General features: G+C 55.3%; 18 protein-coding genes. 8 read left to right on the forward strand and 10 right to left on the reverse strand.

Features of this window, described 5'->3' with window-relative positions; translation table 11 throughout:
* The 4 genes from V1566_RS03450 to rfaD are packed head-to-tail and all read right to left on the reverse strand — an operon-like array spanning position 1 to position 4,082.
* The gene (locus V1566_RS03450) at positions 1 to 1,110 is read right to left on the reverse strand and encodes a glycosyltransferase family 9 protein (RefSeq protein ID WP_395305064.1); all 1,110 of its coding nucleotides are present in this window, start codon (positions 1,108 to 1,110) and stop codon (positions 1 to 3) included.
* A 3-nt stretch (positions 1,111 to 1,113) separates the two neighbouring features.
* Positions 1,114 to 2,097 carry a lipopolysaccharide heptosyltransferase RfaC gene (gene rfaC / locus V1566_RS03455; RefSeq protein WP_395305065.1) on the reverse strand — a complete coding sequence of 328 codons (984 nt, stop codon included), beginning with the start codon at positions 2,095 to 2,097 and terminating at the stop codon, positions 1,114 to 1,116.
* A gap of 3 nt (positions 2,098 to 2,100) precedes the next feature.
* Positions 2,101 to 3,147 (reverse strand): ADP-heptose--LPS heptosyltransferase RfaF, encoded by a 1,047-nt coding sequence (gene rfaF, locus V1566_RS03460; protein WP_029740812.1) that lies wholly within the window; start codon positions 3,145 to 3,147, stop codon positions 2,101 to 2,103.
* Between the two features lie 2 nt (positions 3,148 to 3,149).
* Positions 3,150 to 4,082 carry an ADP-glyceromanno-heptose 6-epimerase gene (gene rfaD, locus V1566_RS03465; protein ID WP_063145463.1) on the reverse strand — a complete coding sequence of 311 codons (933 nt, stop codon included), beginning with the start codon at positions 4,080 to 4,082 and terminating at the stop codon, positions 3,150 to 3,152.
* Positions 4,083 to 4,297: 215 nt separating this feature from the next.
* Here rfaD and kbl point away from each other — a divergent pair, with 215 nt between their 5' ends.
* On the forward strand, positions 4,298 to 5,494 hold the full coding sequence (kbl, locus tag V1566_RS03470) for a glycine C-acetyltransferase (protein ID WP_182946169.1): 1,197 nt from the start codon (positions 4,298 to 4,300) through the stop codon (positions 5,492 to 5,494).
* Between the two features lie 9 nt (positions 5,495 to 5,503).
* Positions 5,504 to 6,532 carry an L-threonine 3-dehydrogenase gene (tdh, locus tag V1566_RS03475; protein WP_023309906.1) on the forward strand — a complete coding sequence of 343 codons (1,029 nt, stop codon included), beginning with the start codon at positions 5,504 to 5,506 and terminating at the stop codon, positions 6,530 to 6,532.
* A 28-nt stretch (positions 6,533 to 6,560) separates the two neighbouring features.
* On the opposite strand, the gene V1566_RS03480 is transcribed toward tdh, so the two are convergent.
* Positions 6,561 to 7,475: a hypothetical protein gene (locus V1566_RS03480; protein WP_395305066.1), complete on the reverse strand. Its 915-nt coding sequence runs from the start codon at positions 7,473 to 7,475 to the stop codon at positions 6,561 to 6,563.
* Between the two features lie 15 nt (positions 7,476 to 7,490).
* Positions 7,491 to 8,696: a glycosyltransferase gene (locus tag V1566_RS03485; RefSeq protein WP_395305067.1), complete on the reverse strand. Its 1,206-nt coding sequence runs from the start codon at positions 8,694 to 8,696 to the stop codon at positions 7,491 to 7,493.
* Between the two features lie 205 nt (positions 8,697 to 8,901).
* Here V1566_RS03485 and V1566_RS03490 point away from each other — a divergent pair, with 205 nt between their 5' ends.
* Complete coding sequence (locus V1566_RS03490) at positions 8,902 to 9,702, forward strand: glycosyltransferase family 2 protein (RefSeq protein ID WP_395305068.1); 801 nt, start codon at positions 8,902 to 8,904, stop codon at positions 9,700 to 9,702.
* A gap of 3 nt (positions 9,703 to 9,705) precedes the next feature.
* Here V1566_RS03490 and V1566_RS03495 read toward each other — a convergent pair whose 3' ends face one another.
* Genes V1566_RS03495 through gpmM form a run of 3 tightly spaced genes read right to left on the reverse strand, consistent with a single transcriptional unit; the run spans position 9,706 to position 13,479 of the window.
* Positions 9,706 to 10,638 carry a divergent polysaccharide deacetylase family protein gene (locus V1566_RS03495; protein ID WP_257833057.1) on the reverse strand — a complete coding sequence of 311 codons (933 nt, stop codon included), beginning with the start codon at positions 10,636 to 10,638 and terminating at the stop codon, positions 9,706 to 9,708.
* 3 nt (positions 10,639 to 10,641) lie between these two features.
* Complete coding sequence (envC, locus tag V1566_RS03500) at positions 10,642 to 11,901, reverse strand: murein hydrolase activator EnvC (RefSeq protein WP_229231479.1); 1,260 nt, start codon at positions 11,899 to 11,901, stop codon at positions 10,642 to 10,644.
* A gap of 33 nt (positions 11,902 to 11,934) precedes the next feature.
* Positions 11,935 to 13,479: a 2,3-bisphosphoglycerate-independent phosphoglycerate mutase gene (gpmM, locus tag V1566_RS03505; protein WP_395305069.1), complete on the reverse strand. Its 1,545-nt coding sequence runs from the start codon at positions 13,477 to 13,479 to the stop codon at positions 11,935 to 11,937.
* A 246-nt stretch (positions 13,480 to 13,725) separates the two neighbouring features.
* Between gpmM and V1566_RS03510 the strand changes: the two genes are divergently transcribed.
* The 5 genes from V1566_RS03510 (at position 13,726) to cysE (ending at position 16,835) form a co-directional block, all read left to right on the forward strand.
* Positions 13,726 to 14,157, forward strand: a complete 432-nt coding sequence (locus tag V1566_RS03510) for a rhodanese-like domain-containing protein (RefSeq protein WP_023309913.1) — start codon at positions 13,726 to 13,728, stop codon at positions 14,155 to 14,157.
* Between the two features lie 11 nt (positions 14,158 to 14,168).
* Entirely contained in the window at positions 14,169 to 14,420 is a 252-nt protein-coding gene (gene grxC, locus V1566_RS03515; RefSeq protein ID WP_023309914.1) for a glutaredoxin 3, read from the forward strand.
* Between the two features lie 32 nt (positions 14,421 to 14,452).
* The gene (gene secB / locus V1566_RS03520; protein ID WP_003860835.1) at positions 14,453 to 14,920 is read left to right on the forward strand and encodes a protein-export chaperone SecB; all 468 of its coding nucleotides are present in this window, start codon (positions 14,453 to 14,455) and stop codon (positions 14,918 to 14,920) included.
* Positions 14,920 to 15,939: an NAD(P)H-dependent glycerol-3-phosphate dehydrogenase gene (gpsA, locus tag V1566_RS03525; RefSeq protein ID WP_395305070.1), complete on the forward strand. Its 1,020-nt coding sequence runs from the start codon at positions 14,920 to 14,922 to the stop codon at positions 15,937 to 15,939. The genes secB and gpsA overlap by 1 nt, the downstream gene beginning before the upstream one ends.
* 74 nt (positions 15,940 to 16,013) lie before the next feature.
* The gene (gene cysE, locus V1566_RS03530; protein ID WP_395305071.1) at positions 16,014 to 16,835 is read left to right on the forward strand and encodes a serine O-acetyltransferase; all 822 of its coding nucleotides are present in this window, start codon (positions 16,014 to 16,016) and stop codon (positions 16,833 to 16,835) included.
* 32 nt (positions 16,836 to 16,867) lie between these two features.
* Here cysE and trmL read toward each other — a convergent pair whose 3' ends face one another.
* Positions 16,868 to 17,338 (reverse strand): tRNA (uridine(34)/cytosine(34)/5-carboxymethylaminomethyluridine(34)-2'-O)-methyltransferase TrmL, encoded by a 471-nt coding sequence (gene trmL / locus V1566_RS03535; RefSeq protein ID WP_032643735.1) that lies wholly within the window; start codon positions 17,336 to 17,338, stop codon positions 16,868 to 16,870.
* Positions 17,339 to 17,373: the final 35 nt, after the last annotated feature.

Consider the following 17,373-nt stretch of genomic DNA (forward strand, 5'->3'; position numbering starts at 1 on the left):
TTAGTTTCCCAGAGCATCAAAGGCGTTTGTGGTTGCGTTAATTGTTGATAACTCGCAAATAAAATGTTTGAGATCACGTAGCGATTCGTCTGTTACAGCGAAGAGTTCTTCCCGGCTCTGTGAGAAGTAATATCGTGTTTCAAAAACATAGGAGCAAATGTTGTCATCATTACCAATCAGCAATACGTTGCCCAGCGGGCGCTGTTCATAGTGGCAGCAGGGCCCGAAGAGTAAGATTACTGGCACCCCGACTGCATCGGCAATGTAGACATTCCCCGAATCAGACGCGATATAGCAATCCATTTTAGAAATGGCCCACGGCAGCTCTTCAAGCGAGATTTTGCCAATCAGATTAATAAAGTTAGGCAGTTCACCATAAACGCGGGTGATATCATCCATCCACGATTGTTCATTCGGGGCGCCAAACACATAAAATTCGCAGGGCAGGTCGGCGAGACGATCGGCAATTTGCTTCCAGATGACCGGCGGAACGGTTTTCGCTTTATTCCCGGCGGCTACGCTGATGCCAATGCGGATCACGCCGGGTTTATCGAGGATTGCCGGATAGGTCGCGGGTTTGAAAAGGGGTTTTGTGGCGTGCTTTGGCGAGTCTTGCCAGGTTAAGGCGCGATCGGCCAGTTTGAGATAGTTTGTGACCGACAGCGTCTTTCTGCCGTGTTCAACAGTCCCGTCTGCCGTTGCATAGAAAATACCGTGATACCATCTGCGCGTGTAAGTGCTTAAAAACTGTTTATTTTTAGCATTACACACGGAGGCGAAAAAGAGGTTCACGCTGTTAGGTTGCAGGAGATAGACATTGTCATAGCGGTTCATGATTCGGCAGGCAAAGACCAGCTTTCGCCACAGGTTACGCTTATGCTGCTCGATAAAAAAAATCTCGTCGATCGTCTCATCATGCTTCGCCAATGCACCCACGCTACGACTGACGAACACGTCGCTTTTTTGCAGGTATGCCAGGAGGGGCGTGGCATTAACAAAATCGCCGATTTTTGCTGTCTGAATGACCAGGTTTTTACCTGTCTCTTTGCGGAACAGCTTCCGGATAAGTTTCACCGGAAAGAGTAAAATCAGCAGAAATACGTAACTCATGCGTTAGATATCCCTGTTGGAAAGCCAACGGCTGCCCTGTAAAAATGAAAAAATAGCATCTGCGCTGATATCCTTCGTTTGCTGGGTCGGGCTGACCATCTGATGCTGGTTTTTACCGTAACCCCCGATCAATCCAGGATCGGTCGGACCAAAAATCGTAATATTCGGACGATCCAGCGCCGCGGTTAAATGGCTTAAGCCTGTATCAACGGAAACAACAGCATCCGCCGCCGCCAGCTGCGCTGCAACCTGCGCCAGCGTGAGTTTCGGCAATACCTCGACGTGCGAAAAGCCTGCTGCCAGACGCTCTGCACGCTGCCGCTCATGTTCAGCGCCCCAGGGCAGTTTAATATGGATGCCGGTGGGTTGCATTAGTTCAATCAGGCTTCGCCAGTGCGTTTCCGGCCAGTGCTTATCGTCGCGCGTTGTGGCATGCAGGAAGACAAGATAAGGCTGAGCACAGGGATCTGTATTGCGCAAAAAGTGCTGCGCGATGGCATAGTCGCCCTGGGTTTCCGGTTTCGCATAGCCCAGGCTTTTTGCAAACAGCTCGCGGGTGCGTTCAACGGCGTGCTGCTGCTTTGCGATGTAGTGACGGCGGTTATAGAACAGGCTCGCCAGCGGTTCGCGGGCGGTGTGCCAGTCCATGCCGTGCTTTACACCGTGTGCCAGACGCGTCACCAGCGCAGCGCTTTTCACCAGCCCCTGGGCATCGATGATAGCGTCGTAATGCTGTGCCTGCACCGCCTCACGGAAGGCTTTGCGTTCGGCTTTAATCGGCGCGGAGAACCACGCTTTGCGCCAGCGGCGAATCGCCACCGGGATTACGCGGTCAACCGCTTCATGCCAGGTGGGGATCTGCGCAAAACCTTCTTCCACCACCCAGTCAAAACGAATGCCGGGAACGGCCCGCATCGCGTCCGTCAGTGACGGCAGCGTATGCAGAACATCGCCCATCGAAGAGGTTTTAACGATCAGTACCCGCATTCGTTATCCTTCTTCGCTCAACAGCAGTTCGTTAAGCTCTTCGAGAACGCGCTCTGGCGTAATGTCGATCAGGCTCTGATGGTAGCCTTCTGCGGCATCGCCTTTGCGCACTTTGTGGTAGCCGGTGATCAGGCGGATGACGCGCGCTTTATGAGAAAGCGGGGGCGTGAAGTCCGGGCTACTTGGGCCATACAGCGCCACCAGCGGGCGGTTGAGCGCGGCAGCGACGTGCATCAGGCCAGAGTCGTTGCTGACCACAGCCTTACAGGCGGCAATCAGAATAACCGCCTGTTCAAGCTGCGTTTCGCCTGCCAGGTTGCGGCACCAGGCCTGCTGTTCATTACTGAGCGTCGCGAGAATTTCGTTGCCAGCCTCGTGGTCTTTTGCCGAACCGAACAGGACAATCTGGTAACCTTCGTCTATCAGCTGTTTCGCCAGCTCCGCATAGTGGTAGTGCGGCCAGCGTTTTGCCGGGCCGAACTCGGCGCCAGGGCAGAAGCCAATCATCGGGCGTTCTGACGAAAGACCAAACGCGCTGCAGGTCTGGGATTTTTCACCGTCGTTAACCTGAAGCTGTGGCCAGAGCAGCGGCTGCGGCAGGTCTTGCGCACTGCGCATCACGCCTTTGTCGTAGGCCAGCGCCACATAGCGCTCCACCATCAGCGGCCAGGCCTCTTTATCCAGCACCCGCGCGTCGTTCAGCAGGCCGTAGCGCATTTCACCGCGCCAGCCGGTGCGATGTGGGATGCCCGCAAAAAAGGGCACCAGGGCGGATTTAAAGGAGTTTGGCAGGACATAAGCGCGATCGTAGCGCTTCTCGCGCAGGCTATGACCGAGCTTGCGGCGTTCGCCGATTTCCAGCGCCCCGTGGCCGAGCGGCATCGGGATGGCTTCATTCACTTCCGGCATACGCGACAACAGCGGACGGCACCATGCGGGTGCCATCACGTCGATTATCGCCTGGGGATAACGCGCCTTGAGCGTGCGATAGAGACTTTGCGACATCATCATGTCGCCCACCCATGACGGGCCGATCACCAGAATCTTCATACTTACGCGTCGCGGTTCAGCCAGGCCATATATTCCGTTACGCCTTCGGCAACGGTCTTGAACGGCTTGTCGTAGCCTGCGGCGCGCAGGTTGGTCAGATCGGCCTGCGTGAACGCCTGATAACGGCCTTTCAGTTTTTCCGGGAATGGAATGTACTCAAGGCTGCCTTTCTTGTGGTACGCCAGCGCTGCGTCAGCCACCGCCTGGAAGGACTCCGCGCGGCCGGTACCCAGATTGAAGATGCCGGATACGCCGTTTTCCCAGAACCACAGGTTCACTGCGGCAACGTCGCCCACGTAAACGAAGTCGCGCTTAAAGCCGTCGCTGCCTTCGAACAGTTTCGGGCTTTCGCCGTTATTCAACTGGGTGTTCAGGTGGAACGCGACGCTTGCCATGCTGCCTTTGTGGCCTTCACGCGGTCCGTAGACGTTGAAGTAGCGGAAGCCGACGATCTGCGAGTTCGCTTCTGGCAGAACCTGACGCACGTACTCGTCGAACAGGAATTTAGAATAACCGTAGACGTTCAGCGGCTGCTCATATTCGCGGGACTCGATGAAGTCCGAGGTGCGGCCGCCGTAGGTTGCCGCGGAGGAGGCGTAAAGGAACGGAATTTCACGCTCCAGGCAGTAGTGCAGGATCTCTTTAGAGTACTGATAGTTGTTGTCCATCATGTACTTACCGTCCCACTCGGTGGTGGAAGAACACGCACCTTCGTGGAAGATGGCTTCGATCTCGCCGAACTCTTCGCCTGCCATAATCTGGATAAGGAAGTCTTCTTTATCCATGTAGTCAGCGATGTTCAGATCCACCAGGTTGACGAACTTGGTGCCATCTTTCAGGTTGTCAACCACCAGGATGTCGGTGATGCCTTTGTCATTGAGAGCCTTAACAATATTGCTGCCGATAAAGCCCGCGCCGCCGGTAACGATGATCATAACTGTAACCTTTGAAGTGTGAAGCCCGGGGACAATCCCGGACGCTAATGTCTCTATCATATCATTAGTATGGCTGCCCTTCAGCCATTCACCTTCATAGCGCAGGGGTACGCGTGATTTATGCTGCAAAAACGACAAGAGATGACGTGTCATCTCGTCATGAACTATAGGTTTGGGTAATATGTCCCGAAATTTGCCGAGTCTGGAGAATTGCAATGCGTGGTGATTTTTACAAACAGTTAAACAGCGACCTCGACACCGCACGAGCGGAAGGGTTGTTCAAGGAAGAGCGTATTATCACGTCTGCTCAGCAGGCGGACATCACCGTTGCCGACGGCAGCCATGTGATTAACTTTTGTGCGAACAACTACTTAGGTCTTGCGAATCACCCTGAGCTGATTGCCGCTGCAAAAAACGGCATGGACACCCACGGTTTCGGCATGGCCTCCGTACGCTTTATCTGCGGTACGCAGGACAGCCACAAGCAGCTTGAGCAAAAGCTGGCGAGCTTCCTCGGAATGGAAGATGCGATTCTGTACTCCTCCTGCTTCGACGCCAACGGCGGTCTGTTTGAGACCTTGCTTGGCGCAGAGGATGCAATTATCTCCGACGCCCTGAACCACGCCTCCATCATTGACGGCGTACGCCTGTGCAAAGCGAAGCGTTTCCGCTACGCCAACAACGACATGGTTGAGCTGGAAGCGCGCCTGAAAGAGGCTCGCGAAGCGGGTGCTCGCCACGTGCTGATCGCCACAGACGGCGTGTTCTCCATGGACGGCGTGATCGCCAACCTGAAGGGTGTGTGCGACCTGGCAGACAAGTACGACGCGCTGGTGATGGTCGATGACTCTCACGCAGTCGGTTTTGTCGGCGAAAACGGCCGCGGTTCCCACGAATACTGTGACGTGATGGGCCGCGTGGACATCATTACCGGTACGCTGGGCAAAGCACTCGGCGGCGCGTCCGGCGGCTATACCGCCGCGCGTAAAGAGGTAGTTGAGTGGCTGCGCCAGCGCTCCCGTCCGTATCTGTTCTCCAACTCCCTGGCACCGGCCATTGTCTCTGCGTCTATCAAAGTGCTGGAGATGGTGGAGTCCGGCGCTGAGCTGCGCGACCGCCTGTGGTCCAACGCCCGTCTGTTCCGTGAAAAAATGAGCGCCGCAGGTTTCACCCTGGCCGGTGCTGACCACGCGATCATTCCGGTGATGCTGGGCGATGCGGTCGTCGCGCAGCAGTTTGCCCGCGAGCTGCAGAAAGAAGGGATTTACGTCACCGGGTTCTTCTTCCCGGTGGTGCCAAAAGGTCAGGCGCGTATCCGCACCCAGATGTCTGCGGCGCATTCGCCTGAACAAATTGAACGTGCGGTGGAAGCCTTTACCCGCATCGGCAAACAGCTGGGCGTAATTGCCTGAGGACGTGTGATGAAAGCGTTATCCAAACTGAAAGCGGAAGAAGGGATTTGGATGACCGACGTGCCGGAGCCGGAAGTCGGTCATAACGATCTGCTGATCAAAATTCGTAAAACGGCTATCTGCGGTACTGACGTTCACATCTACAACTGGGACCAGTGGTCGCAGAAAACCATTCCGGTACCGATGGTTGTCGGTCACGAATATGTCGGTGAAGTGGTGGGTATCGGCCAGGAAGTGAAAGGTTTCCAAATTGGCGACCGCGTCTCCGGTGAAGGCCATATTACCTGCGGCCACTGCCGTAACTGCCGCGGCGGGCGTACGCACCTGTGCCGTAATACCATTGGCGTGGGCGTAAACCGTCCGGGCTGCTTCGCGGAATACCTGGTGATCCCGGCGTTTAACGCGTTCAAAATCCCGGACAATATCTCTGACGATCTGGCCTCCATCTTCGACCCGTTCGGCAACGCGGTGCACACGGCGCTCTCCTTCGACCTGGTCGGTGAAGACGTGCTGGTCTCCGGCGCGGGCCCAATCGGCATTATGGCCGCTGCCGTGGCGAAGCACGTGGGTGCGCGCAACGTTGTGATCACCGATGTGAACGAATACCGTCTGTCGCTGGCGCGCAAAATGGGCGTCACCCGTGCGGTAGATGTCTCGAAAGAGAGCCTCACCGACGTGATGGAAGAGCTGGGCATGACCGAAGGCTTTGACGTGGGTCTGGAGATGTCCGGCGCGCCACCGGCGTTCCGCACCATGCTCGACACCATGAACCACGGTGGCCGTATCGCGATGCTGGGTATCCCGCCGTCAGATATGTCTATCGACTGGAACAAAGTGATCTTCAAAGGGCTGTTCATCAAGGGCATCTATGGCCGCGAGATGTTCGAAACCTGGTATAAGATGGCGGCGCTGATCCAGTCCGGTCTGGATCTGTCCCCGATTATTACTCACCGCTTCTCCATCGATGAGTTCCAGCAGGGCTTCGACGCGATGCGTTCCGGCCAGTCAGGGAAAGTGATCCTGAGCTGGGATAAGTAATCAAAAAGGGGCCTGAGGCCCCTTTTTTTCATTGATTCTTTTTCTCTTCGTCCGTCAGGTAACGCACCTTGCGGGTGTAGTCCTGACCTTTGAACAGCAGCGTGTTATCCGGCGATTCAAGATACTTCTGCCATTCGGAGAGAGGAAAACCGCCGTGCGCGCCAATCACCTCTTTCGGTACAACGGCTTCCTGACCACCGATCTTCTTGGAGACCGGCCAGTTCATCCAGTCGCCGAGGTTAACCGTTTTTAGATCCAGCATATCCAGCAGCGCGGCGAGCGGCAGCTGATCGGTCGGCGGCTGCGTGTCGTCCATCAGCTCCCAGGTATCCTGGAACAGCGTCAGCCACAGCGGGCAGATGCGGCGCCAGGTCTTTTTAGTCGCCGCAAGAAACGCGCCGTTAACGTGATCGACCAGATATGGGCGCACCGTCTCTTTGTAATACGCCGGCACTTTCTCCGCTGGCGCACCGTCCAGCTTGGCAATCATTTTGCCCTGACGGAAGCTGGAGTAGATGTGCATGTCGGCCATGTTAATCTCTGGCATCTTCAGCAGGTTGAGATCGGAATCGATCATCAGTATCCCTTCACCGCGCGCCTGCAGAGGGGCGTTAAGCTTCACCAGACGGCTGAGGTAGATCTGCTTATAGCGGTACCCTTCCTCACGAACCGGAAGGTTAAGCGTCACTACGCGGGTTTTAGGCGGCAGTACCCCAAAGGCGGATTCAGGTTGATCGCTGACGATGACGATTTCGCTCACCCCGGTGGCATAACGTTCCGCGAAGGTGGCAGAGAGTAGTCCCTCTTCGACGAAATCTGCGCCGGTACACGGAATCACAATAGAATCTACCGCAGCAATTGCCCCCGTCACTGGCAGAGAGCTGTAAGGAATATTGTGTCGCCCGGTGATATGACGATAGCGAGCATTAAGAAATTTAAACATAGTTATCTCGTTTGGTTAGTGCGCGCCAAGCACGGCTTCAACACCGCTGACATAGTTTTCGATGGCATAGGTATGACAGACGTTCTGGTATGCAGCCGCAGCCAGTCGAGCCCGCAGCTCCGCGTCTGCCCAGATATTGTCCAGATGCTGCGCAAGCTGTGAAACATCGCTCCAGGGGAAGAGCAGCCCTGTCGAATCATGATCAATCAATTCCGCCGTGCCGGTCACCTGAGACCCAATCACGGGGATATTGAGAAGCATCGCTTCCAGCACCACACGCGGCAGCCCTTCGCTTTTTGAGGCGAGAATAAAGGCGTCAAACGTAGCAAGGTAGTCAAACGGGGTATTCTGAAAACCGGTGAAGATGACGTGGTGTTCAATTCCCAACGCTCGGGCCTGTTCCGCTAAAGCGCGGCGTTCGGCACCTTCGCCGACCAGCACCATTTTCCATTTCGCCTGTGGATGCTTCTGGCTGAACTGTGCCAGTGCCTCCAGCGTGTGGTGATTGGCTTTGCGAGGGATTAACGACCCGATACTGCCGAACACAAACGTGTCGTCATCGATGTTCAGGCGCTGGCGCATCGCGCGTCGGTCAGGTAAAGGCTGGTGGATGTCGATGGCATTATTGACCGTCGTACACAGTTCGGGCCGGACGCCATGCTGAAGCAACACGCGTTCAACGCCGTGCGAGACGGCGATAATTTTTGTGGCATGGGCATTCACCAGCTTCACCAGTGATGGAGTCAAAACAGGATCAATGCGGCAGTGCTGAATCAACCGCGCCTGCAGTTTTGCCGCCGCCAGATAGCCTTCCTCATTTGAGCCCGGTTGATTATTCATATAGAGCGTATCGAAACCGCCCGCGGTGAAAAGGGTTTCGATTTTGCTGACGTTAGGCCTGATGCGCCACATGATATCCACATGACGTGTCAATGCCTTGCGGGCGCTGCGTGAGAAAAACAGCAGGCTACGTCCCGCTTCCTTCAACAATTTGGCCCAGACCGGCTGCGGACGTTGAGGGATCACGATGAGCGGGATGCCGATGCCGTTGAGCACCTGGCCAATCGTCTCACCTTCAGCACGACTATAATCACTGTAAAAACAACAGGTAATATCGAATTTATCGCGATTGATTCGCTTCAGGAGCTCAAGCATACTGTTGGTGCCTCCCCCCCATTCTTTACCCGTATCCAGGAGGAGAATTTTACTTTTGTGCGGCATGTCTGAATCCGTGTGCTACCCTTCATCTGACTGCATTATAAAGAATCTGTTGAAATAAAATAGATTTTTCTATTTTATTGCGCTTCAGGATTAGACAAAGTTTCAAGCGTGCTTATTTGAAAAGTGTGATTCAGGACTTTAATTATCTCTACTCATTTATATAGTATTAATACTATTAATTTAGGCTGCTATTGCGAGTGGGAAAATGTTTAAAATAACGGTCTGCTTATTAACGTTTAATTCTGAAAGATTATTGCACGATGTTATCCCGCCTCTTTTAAAAATAGCGGATGAAGTTGTCGTCGTCGATTCCGGCAGTACGGACAAAACACGATATATTTGTGAGAGCTTTGGACTACTACCCATCTATAAAAAATTTGGCTGGCATGGCGAGCAGATGAACCATGCCATATCCTTAGCCAGCAATGACTGGGTTATGTGCATCGACAGCGACGAAATTCTTGACCAGGAAACGGTTAATGCCGTTTTAACGTTAAAAGCAGGCGATGAGCCAGACCCCGGAATGGCATGGCGAATATGCCGCCACTGGTTTGTTCTGGGTGAAGAAGTCCGGACGATTTATCCTGTTTCATCCCCTGATTATCCTGTGCGTCTTTTTAACCGTAAACAGTCCCGCTTTAATAACCGGCCGGTAGACGATCAGGTCGAAGGTTTTCTCCGTTGTTCGCGTATTCCGGGTTATGTCAAACATGATACGTTTCCTACTCTGCATGAACTTTTTAACAAATTAAATTGTTATACATCCCGCCTGGTTCAACATCAAAAAATACGGCCCTCTATTGGGCGCGGCGTGATCAGCGCTATCGGTGCTTTTTTTAAATGGTATCTGTTTAGCGGCGCCTGGCGTAAGGGCAAAGTGGGGGTGGCGACGGGACTGTACGCCACAGCCTATAGCTTTTTGAAGTATTTCAAATCCTGGTATCAGCATCAGGAGAAAAAAGAGTCCGTTGCTAACGAGCAGACGGACTCTCAGATTGCGAAATAAGCGTCAGGCTTTCTTACCCCATCCCTGCCACTGCTGCTGGACGTATTTCACCAGCGTGCTGTTGCTGATGCTGTCTCCGATGACGGAGAAGAAGCGGGTCGCATAGACCGGTTCAGGCGGTTGCTTCGGAACACAGCGCTTCACGCCGCGGAACGGATTACGCGGCGCTGTCGGGACAGGCTGCGCAGAATTCGGTGTGGAGGTATCCACCTGCGGCTCGTTCAGCAGATCGCTCGGACGTACCAGCGTGATATCGGCAGGCAAGGTCGGCAGCATCTGCTGCAGGACGCGAACGGTAGACGGGTGCGGGTGACCGATGGCAATGGCTGAGCCATTGCGGCGGGCCAGCTGTACCGCACGATTAAACTGCATGCGGATATCGGCTTCGTTCTGGGTATCATCCAGGAACACCTTACGCTTAATCACCTTTACGCCCGTTCCCTGGGCGGCACGCATCGCCTGGCTGTTGCCGATGGTCATGCTGTCGAGGAAGTAGAGGTTGTAACGCTCCAGCGCCTGCATCACTTTGAGCATCCCGTACAGGCTTGATGTCATCGCGCTGCCCATATGGTTGTTCAGCCCTACGGCATACGGCACTTTGTTGTAGGCGTCGCGGATGATGCGCTCGATTTCCTCGCTGCTCATATCCGGGCGCAGGGTATCTTTTTCCAGCGGCTGCTTGCTGAGCGGTGCCATGGGCAGGTGAATCAGCACCTGATGACCGCTGCTGTGGGCTTTGGTTGCCATCTCACGCGCGTGGGGGGCATTCGGAAGGACGGCGACAGAGATGGCCGACGGCATCGCCAGCACCTGATTTTCATAGTGTGGACGATAACCGAAGTCATCAATCACGATAGCGAGTTTACCTGCATATACCGGTGCAGCCAGCGCCAGCGCGCTGACGACGGAGAAAACCATTCGACGAAATTGGAGCAAAACTTATCTTCCCAACCACGGCTGTGGATTGACCGCCTGACCCTGGCGACGAATTTCGAAATAGAGTGACGGGCGGCCCTGACCGCCACTGCTGCCCACAAGGGCGATGGGTTGGCCGGCGCGCACCTGCGTGCCGACGCTGACCAGCGCGCTCTGGTTGTAGCCGTAAAGGCTCATATCACCTTTACCGTGTTCGACCACCACCACCAGTCCGTAACCCTGCAGCCAGTCGGCCAGAATTACGCGGCCATCGGCAATGGCTTTCACTTCGCTACCTTCAGACGCACCGATAACGATCCCTTTCCAACGTAGCTCACCCTGCAGCTGTTCGCCATAGCGATGCAGAATTGAACCGCGAACGGGCCAGAAAGCCTGACCGCGAGGAGAGCCCAAACCGCCGGTACGCGACATCAGAGAACGTTCGCTCTCGCTTGGCTTGTAGGTGGTCCCTTTGCGGGAGGCTTCCTGCTGCTTGTCGCGAACGGCCTGCGCCTCGCGCGCCTCTTTTTCTGCGCGCGCTTTCGCCGCCGCTTCCGCACGGGCGATGCTGTTACGCAGTTTTGATTCGTTGGCGCGCATTTCGCTCAACTGGCTCTGACCTTCCTGAATGGAGGATTCCAGGCCGGAAAGGGTTTTCTTACGCTCGTTGCGAGCCTGCTCAAGCTTCGCCTGCTGGGCCTGCTGATCGTAGAGCAGCGTCTGCTGCTGGCTCTGCTTCTCTTCCAGCTCGGCTTTTTGCGTGGAGACCTCTTCACGCGTCTGCTTCAGCTGCGCGATCGTCTCCTGACGCGCCTGGTTGAGATAGCCAAAGTAGGCCTGCAGGCGCTGGCCGCGCTGGCTCTCTTCGCCGCTGAGGATCAGCTGGAGTCCGGTATGTTCACCCTGACGGAATGCAGCATCAAGCTGTGCGGCAAGATTGCGCTCCTGCGCATCACGCTGGCGCTCCAGCTTGGCAATCGACGCGTTCATCTCGTCGATCTGTTTATTCAACTGGGCGAGGGTGTTTTGCGTTTCACGGAGTTTACGCGTGGCGGCGGAGATCGCTTCTTCCTGCTGCTTAAGCTGGGCGAGGAGGGCGGAGCGCTGCTGCTGCTGCTGGCGTACCGCACGCTCTTTGGCGGCGATATCGGCCTGAATGGATTTCAGCTGGTCGCGGTCATCCGCGTGGGCGGATGCGGCGCACAGCAATACGCCAGCGCTGAGTGCGCTGGCGTAAAACAGAGGTCTGACTGATAACCTAAGCGGCTTCACGACCCATGTGATTGAAAAAATCGCCTTTCCCCTCATGGGGAGCGATTATTCCACGATGAACAGCGGCTTACCAGTCATCTCTTCAGGGATCGGCATACCCATCAGCGTCAACATGGTTGGCGCGATGTCGGAAAGCTTGCCGCCTTCCACTGCTTTCAGTGATTTATCACCCACATAAATCAGCGGAACAGGCAGGTTGGTATGAGCCGTGTGCGCCTGGCCGGTCGCCGGGTCGCGCATCTGTTCAGCGTTACCGTGGTCCGCGGTGATCAGCAGCTGGCCACCAACGGATTCAACCGCTTTTGCTACCTGCTCAACGCAGTTGTCCAGCGCTTCAACCGCTTTTACTGCCGCTTCCATCACCCCGGTATGCCCCACCATGTCGCCGTTCGGGTAGTTACAGATGATGGTGTCGTACTTACCGCTCTCGATGGCCGCAACCAGTTTTTCCGTCAGTTCGGCAGAGCTCATTTCTGGCTGCAGATCGTAGGTGGCCACTTTCGGGGAGTTGATCAGAATGCGGTCTTCGCCTTTGAACGGCTCTTCAACGCCGCCGTTAAAGAAGAAGGTGACGTGTGCGTACTTCTCGGTTTCAGAGATACGCAGCTGCGTTTTGTCGTTCTTCGCCATCCACTCGCCGAAGGTGTTTGCCAGAGATGCTGGCGGATACGCGCAGGGAGCTTTGATGTCTGCCGCGTATTCAGTCAGCTGGATGAAATCGAGGTTTACCACTCTCTTGCGGGCAAAACCGTCGAAGTCGCTGTTGACGAACGCACGGGTGATTTCACGCGCGCGGTCAGCGCGGAAGTTCATGAAGATCAGCGCGTCGCCATCTTCCATGGCGGCATCAGCCTGGCCTTCAGCGCGGATCACGGACGCTTTCACGAATTCGTCGTTTTCATCACGTGCATAAGCCGCTTCCAGGGCTTCAACGGCGGTCGCGAACTGGAACTCACCTTTTGCCAGGGTCATCAGATCATAGGCCTGTTCAACGCGATCCCAGCGGTTGTCGCGGTCCATGGCGTAGTAGCGGCCAATGATGGACGCTACGCGGCCTTTACCCAGCGCGGCGAATTTCTCTTCGAAGGCTTGCAGAGAACCTTTGGCGCTGCGTGGTGGCGTATCGCGACCGTCCAGGAAAGCGTGCAGATAGATTTTTTCCGCACCGCGCTCGGCGGCCAGTTCAACCATCGCCATGATGTGATCTTCGTGGCTGTGAACGCCGCCAGCAGAGAGCAGGCCCATGATGTGTACGGCCTTGCCAGCGGCAACGGCTTTATCGACCGCGCCAGACAGCGTTGGGTTGGAGAAGAAGGTGCGTTCTTTGATTTCAACGTCCAGACGCGTTAGATCCTGATACACAATACGCCCGGCGCCCAAGTTTACGTGACCGACTTCGGAGTTGCCCATCTGACGGTCCGGCAGGCCCACTTCCAGGCCAGACGCGTCAATCAGCGTATGCGGACGTTTTGCCCACAGCGCATCCATGACCGGGGTTTTGGCGTTGAAAATAGCGTTATCCTGGCTGTCTTCACGGTAGCCATAGCCATCCAGAATCACCAGTACCATAGGTTTTTTAGAAACCGACATTGCGACAACCTCATGCTCAAGAGTCAAAATTTGCGTAATTTTACTACAGCTGAATCGATCAAATAGCCGCAGAAGATCAAAGAAAGCGCAGGGGCAAGGTGCTGACCAGACCATTTCGAGGCATTTTTTAGGTGGCATGCCGCAGAAAATGGATTAGGTTATGGTCGCTGGCTGTATTTGCCAGAACGCACAGGTATACTCCTGTCCTGGTTTTTTTTATCACTTAGTCGGGAGTAGTTACCCTCCATGCAAGAAATTATGCAATTCGTTAGCCGCCATCCGGTTCTGAGCATCGCGTGGATTGGCCTGCTGGCTGCTGTGCTGTTCACCACATTTAAGAGCCTGACGTCTAAAATTAAGGTTATCACCCGTGGTGAAGCGACGCGTCTGATTAACAAAGAAGATGCCGTCGTGGTCGATCTGCGTCAGCGTGACGATTTCCGTAAAGGTCACATTGCGGGCGCAATCAACCTGTTGCCAGCTGAAATCAAAGCGAACAACGTTGGTGAGCTTGAGAAACACAAAGCCCAGCCAATTATCGTTGTCGATGCGACCGGCATGCAGGCACAGGAATCTGCCAGCGCGCTTCATAAAGCAGGCTTCGAAAACGTAACGGTGCTGAAAGAAGGTATTTCCGGCTGGAGCGGGGAAAATCTTCCTTTGGTTCGCGGTAAATAAGGAGTTCAGTCATGGCCAATATTGAGATCTATACCAAAGCGACGTGCCCGTTCTGTCATCGTGCGAAAGCGCTGCTGAACAGCAAAGGCGTCACGTTCCAGGAACTGCCGATTGACGGTGACGCGATTAAACGCGAAGAGATGATCAAACGTAGTGGTCGTACGACGGTTCCGCAGATTTTTATTGATGCGCAGCACATTGGCGGCTGTGATGACTTGTATGCGCTCGACGCCCGTGGTGGACTCGATCCGCTGCTGAGCTAAGAGACTTTAGGACAATTAAAAAGGGTATTTCCATGTCAGAACAAAACAACACCGAAATGACTTTCCAGATCCAGCGTATCTACACCAAGGACGTCTCTTTCGAAGCGCCAAATGCGCCACATGTTTTCCAGAAAGATTGGCAGCCAGAGGTTAAACTTGATCTGGATACCGCATCTACCCAACTGGCAGATGACGTGTATGAAGTCGTGCTGCGTGTGACCGTTACCGCGTCTCTGGGCGAAGAAACTGCATTCCTGTGTGAAGTACAGCAGGGCGGCATCTTCTCTATTGGCGGTATCGAAGGCAACCAGATGGCGCATTGCCTGGGTGCGTACTGCCCGAACATTCTGTTCCCGTATGCGCGTGAATGCATCACCAGCCTGGTTTCCCGCGGTACATTCCCGCAACTGAACCTTGCGCCAGTTAACTTTGATGCGCTGTTCATGAACTATCTGCAGCAGCAAGCTGGCGAAGGTGCTGAACAACATCAGGATGCCTGATGAGCACTGTTAATGCGTCAATGACTGTGATCGGTGCCGGCTCATACGGCACCGCTCTTGCCATCACGCTGGCAAGAAATGGTCACGAAGTGGTTCTCTGGGGCCACGACCCAAAACATATCGCAACGCTGCAACGCGATCGTTGTAACGTGGCGTTTCTTCCGGACGTTCCGTTCCCTGACTCCCTGCACCTTGAAAGCGACCTTGCGACCGCGCTGGCGGCCAGCCGCAACATTCTGATTGTGGTCCCGAGCCATGTATTTGGCGACGTGCTCCGTCAGATTAAGCCGCTGATGCGCCCGGATGCGCGCATTGTCTGGGCGACAAAAGGACTGGAAGCCGAAACCGGACGCCTGCTGCAGGACGTTGCCCGCGAAGCGCTGGGTGATGCGATCCCGCTGGCGGTCATCTCCGGCCCGACCTTTGCCAAAGAGCTGGCTGCTGGCCTGCCGACGGCGATTTCGCTGGCCTCCACCGATCAGACCTTCTCAGACGATCTTCAACAGCTGCTGCACTGCGGCAAGAGCTTCCGCGTCTACAGCAACCCCGATTTTATCGGCGTGCAGCTGGGCGGTGCGGTGAAGAACGTGATTGCGATTGGCGCCGGGATGTCAGACGGCATTGGTTTTGGTGCCAATGCGCGTACGGCGCTGATCACCCGAGGGCTGACCGAAATGTCCCGCCTGGGCGAAGCGCTGGGTGCCGATCCGGCCACCTTTATGGGAATGGCTGGCCTGGGCGACCTGGTGCTGACCTGTACCGACAACCAGTCTCGTAACCGCCGCTTTGGCATGATGCTCGGACAGGGCAGCGATGTAAAAGGCGCGCAGGAGAAAATTGGTCAGGTGGTTGAAGGCTACCGCAATACCAAAGAAGTCCGCGAGTTGGCGCACCGTTTCGGTGTCGAAATGCCAATAACCGAGGAAATTTATCAGGTATTGTATTGCGGAAAAAATGCGCGCGAGGCAGCATTGACCTTATTAGGTCGTGCGCGCAAGGACGAGCGCAGCAGTAACTAGTCGGAACCGTTGTCACCTGAATGACCCAGCCAGCGCAGAACTGGCTGGTCATTAACTATCGTCTGGAGTAAGCAATGCCGTGTGAAGAACTGGATATCGTCTGGAACAATATTAAAGCCGAAGCCCGGGCGCTGGCCGACTGCGAGCCTATGCTGGCCAGTTTCTACCACGCGACGCTACTTAAGCACGAAAATCTTGGCAGCGCGCTGAGCTATATGCTCGCCAACAAGCTGGCTTCCTCGATCATGCCTGCTATCGCCATTCGTGAAGTGGTGGAAGAGGCTTATGCTGCAGACCCGGAAATGATCGCCGCTGCCGCCTGCGATATCCAGGCCGTGCGCACGCGTGACCCGGCGGTCGATAAATATTCTACGCCGCTGCTGTACCTGAAAGGCTTCCACGCCCTGCAGGCTTACCGCATCGGCCACTGGCTGTGGAATGAAGGCCGCCGCGCACTGGCGATCTTCCTGCAAAACCAGGTTTCCGTGACGTTCCAGGTCGATATTCACCCGGCAGCAAAAATTGGTCGTGGGATCATGCTTGACCACGCTACCGGGATTGTCGTGGGTGAAACGGCGGTGATTGAAGATGACGTCTCGATCCTGCAGTCGGTTACCCTGGGCGGTACCGGTAAAACCAGCGGCGATCGTCATCCGAAAATTCGTGAAGGGGTGATGATTGGCGCGGGTGCCAAAATCCTCGGCAATATCGAAGTCGGGCGCGGCGCGAAGATCGGTGCTGGCTCCGTGGTGCTCCAGCCTGTGCCACCGCATACTACTGCCGCTGGCGTACCGGCACGCATCGTCGGTAAACCAGACAGCGATAAGCCGTCCATGGACATGGATCAGCACTTCAACGGTATTCACCATACCTTCGAGTATGGTGACGGCATCTGAGATTTTGCCCGGTGGCGCTGCGCTTACCGGGCCTACCTTAGAATTGCGCCGGGATATCCCAGCTGGCGCCAGGCTTCATACACCACCACCGACACCGCGTTCGACAGGTTCATGCTGCGGCTGTCCGGCATCATCGGAATACGGATTTTCTGCTCGGCGGGCAGGGCATCCAGGATCGTGGCCGGCAGGCCGCGGGTTTCCGGGCCAAACATCAGATAGTCACCTGCCTGATAGCTTACGGCGCTATGCGCTGGCGTGCCTTTGGTGGTCAGGGCGAACATGCGCTGCGGCTTTTCGGCTTCCAGAAACGCGGCGTAATCGTGATGGCGAACGACGGCGGTAAATTCATGATAATCCAGCCCTGCGCGACGCAGACGTTTGTCGTCCCACGTAAAGCCCATCGGCTCAATGATATGCAGACGAAAACCGGTGTTCGCACACAGGCGGATGATATTGCCGGTATTCGGCGGAATTTCTGGTTCGAATAAAACGATGTTAAGCATGCTGCCCCCTTAATTGCGGGGGCAGAATAGCAGAA

Origin of the sequence: Enterobacter sp. ECC-019, from assembly GCF_043974075.1 — a bacterium.
GTDB classification, from domain to species: domain Bacteria; phylum Pseudomonadota; class Gammaproteobacteria; order Enterobacterales; family Enterobacteriaceae; genus Enterobacter; species Enterobacter asburiae_D.

Coding starts and splice junctions, on each gene's coding strand:
- V1566_RS03450 (WP_395305064.1), bottom strand. CDS start 1,110: ATGAGTTACGTATTTCTGCTGATTTTACTCTTTCCGGTGAAACTTATC.
- rfaC (WP_395305065.1), bottom strand. CDS start 2,097: ATGCGGGTACTGATCGTTAAAACCTCTTCGATGGGCGATGTTCTGCAT.
- rfaF (WP_029740812.1), bottom strand. CDS start 3,147: ATGAAGATTCTGGTGATCGGCCCGTCATGGGTGGGCGACATGATGATG.
- rfaD (WP_063145463.1), bottom strand. CDS start 4,082: ATGATCATCGTTACCGGCGGCGCGGGCTTTATCGGCAGCAATATTGTT.
- kbl (WP_182946169.1), top strand. CDS start 4,298: ATGCGTGGTGATTTTTACAAACAGTTAAACAGCGACCTCGACACCGCA.
- tdh (WP_023309906.1), top strand. CDS start 5,504: ATGAAAGCGTTATCCAAACTGAAAGCGGAAGAAGGGATTTGGATGACC.
- V1566_RS03480 (WP_395305066.1), bottom strand. CDS start 7,475: ATGTTTAAATTTCTTAATGCTCGCTATCGTCATATCACCGGGCGACAC.
- V1566_RS03485 (WP_395305067.1), bottom strand. CDS start 8,696: ATGCCGCACAAAAGTAAAATTCTCCTCCTGGATACGGGTAAAGAATGG.
- V1566_RS03490 (WP_395305068.1), top strand. CDS start 8,902: ATGTTTAAAATAACGGTCTGCTTATTAACGTTTAATTCTGAAAGATTA.
- gpmM (WP_395305069.1), bottom strand. CDS start 13,479: ATGTCGGTTTCTAAAAAACCTATGGTACTGGTGATTCTGGATGGCTAT.
- V1566_RS03510 (WP_023309913.1), top strand. CDS start 13,726: ATGCAAGAAATTATGCAATTCGTTAGCCGCCATCCGGTTCTGAGCATC.
- grxC (WP_023309914.1), top strand. CDS start 14,169: ATGGCCAATATTGAGATCTATACCAAAGCGACGTGCCCGTTCTGTCAT.
- secB (WP_003860835.1), top strand. CDS start 14,453: ATGTCAGAACAAAACAACACCGAAATGACTTTCCAGATCCAGCGTATC.
- gpsA (WP_395305070.1), top strand. CDS start 14,920: ATGAGCACTGTTAATGCGTCAATGACTGTGATCGGTGCCGGCTCATAC.
- cysE (WP_395305071.1), top strand. CDS start 16,014: ATGCCGTGTGAAGAACTGGATATCGTCTGGAACAATATTAAAGCCGAA.
- trmL (WP_032643735.1), bottom strand. CDS start 17,338: ATGCTTAACATCGTTTTATTCGAACCAGAAATTCCGCCGAATACCGGC.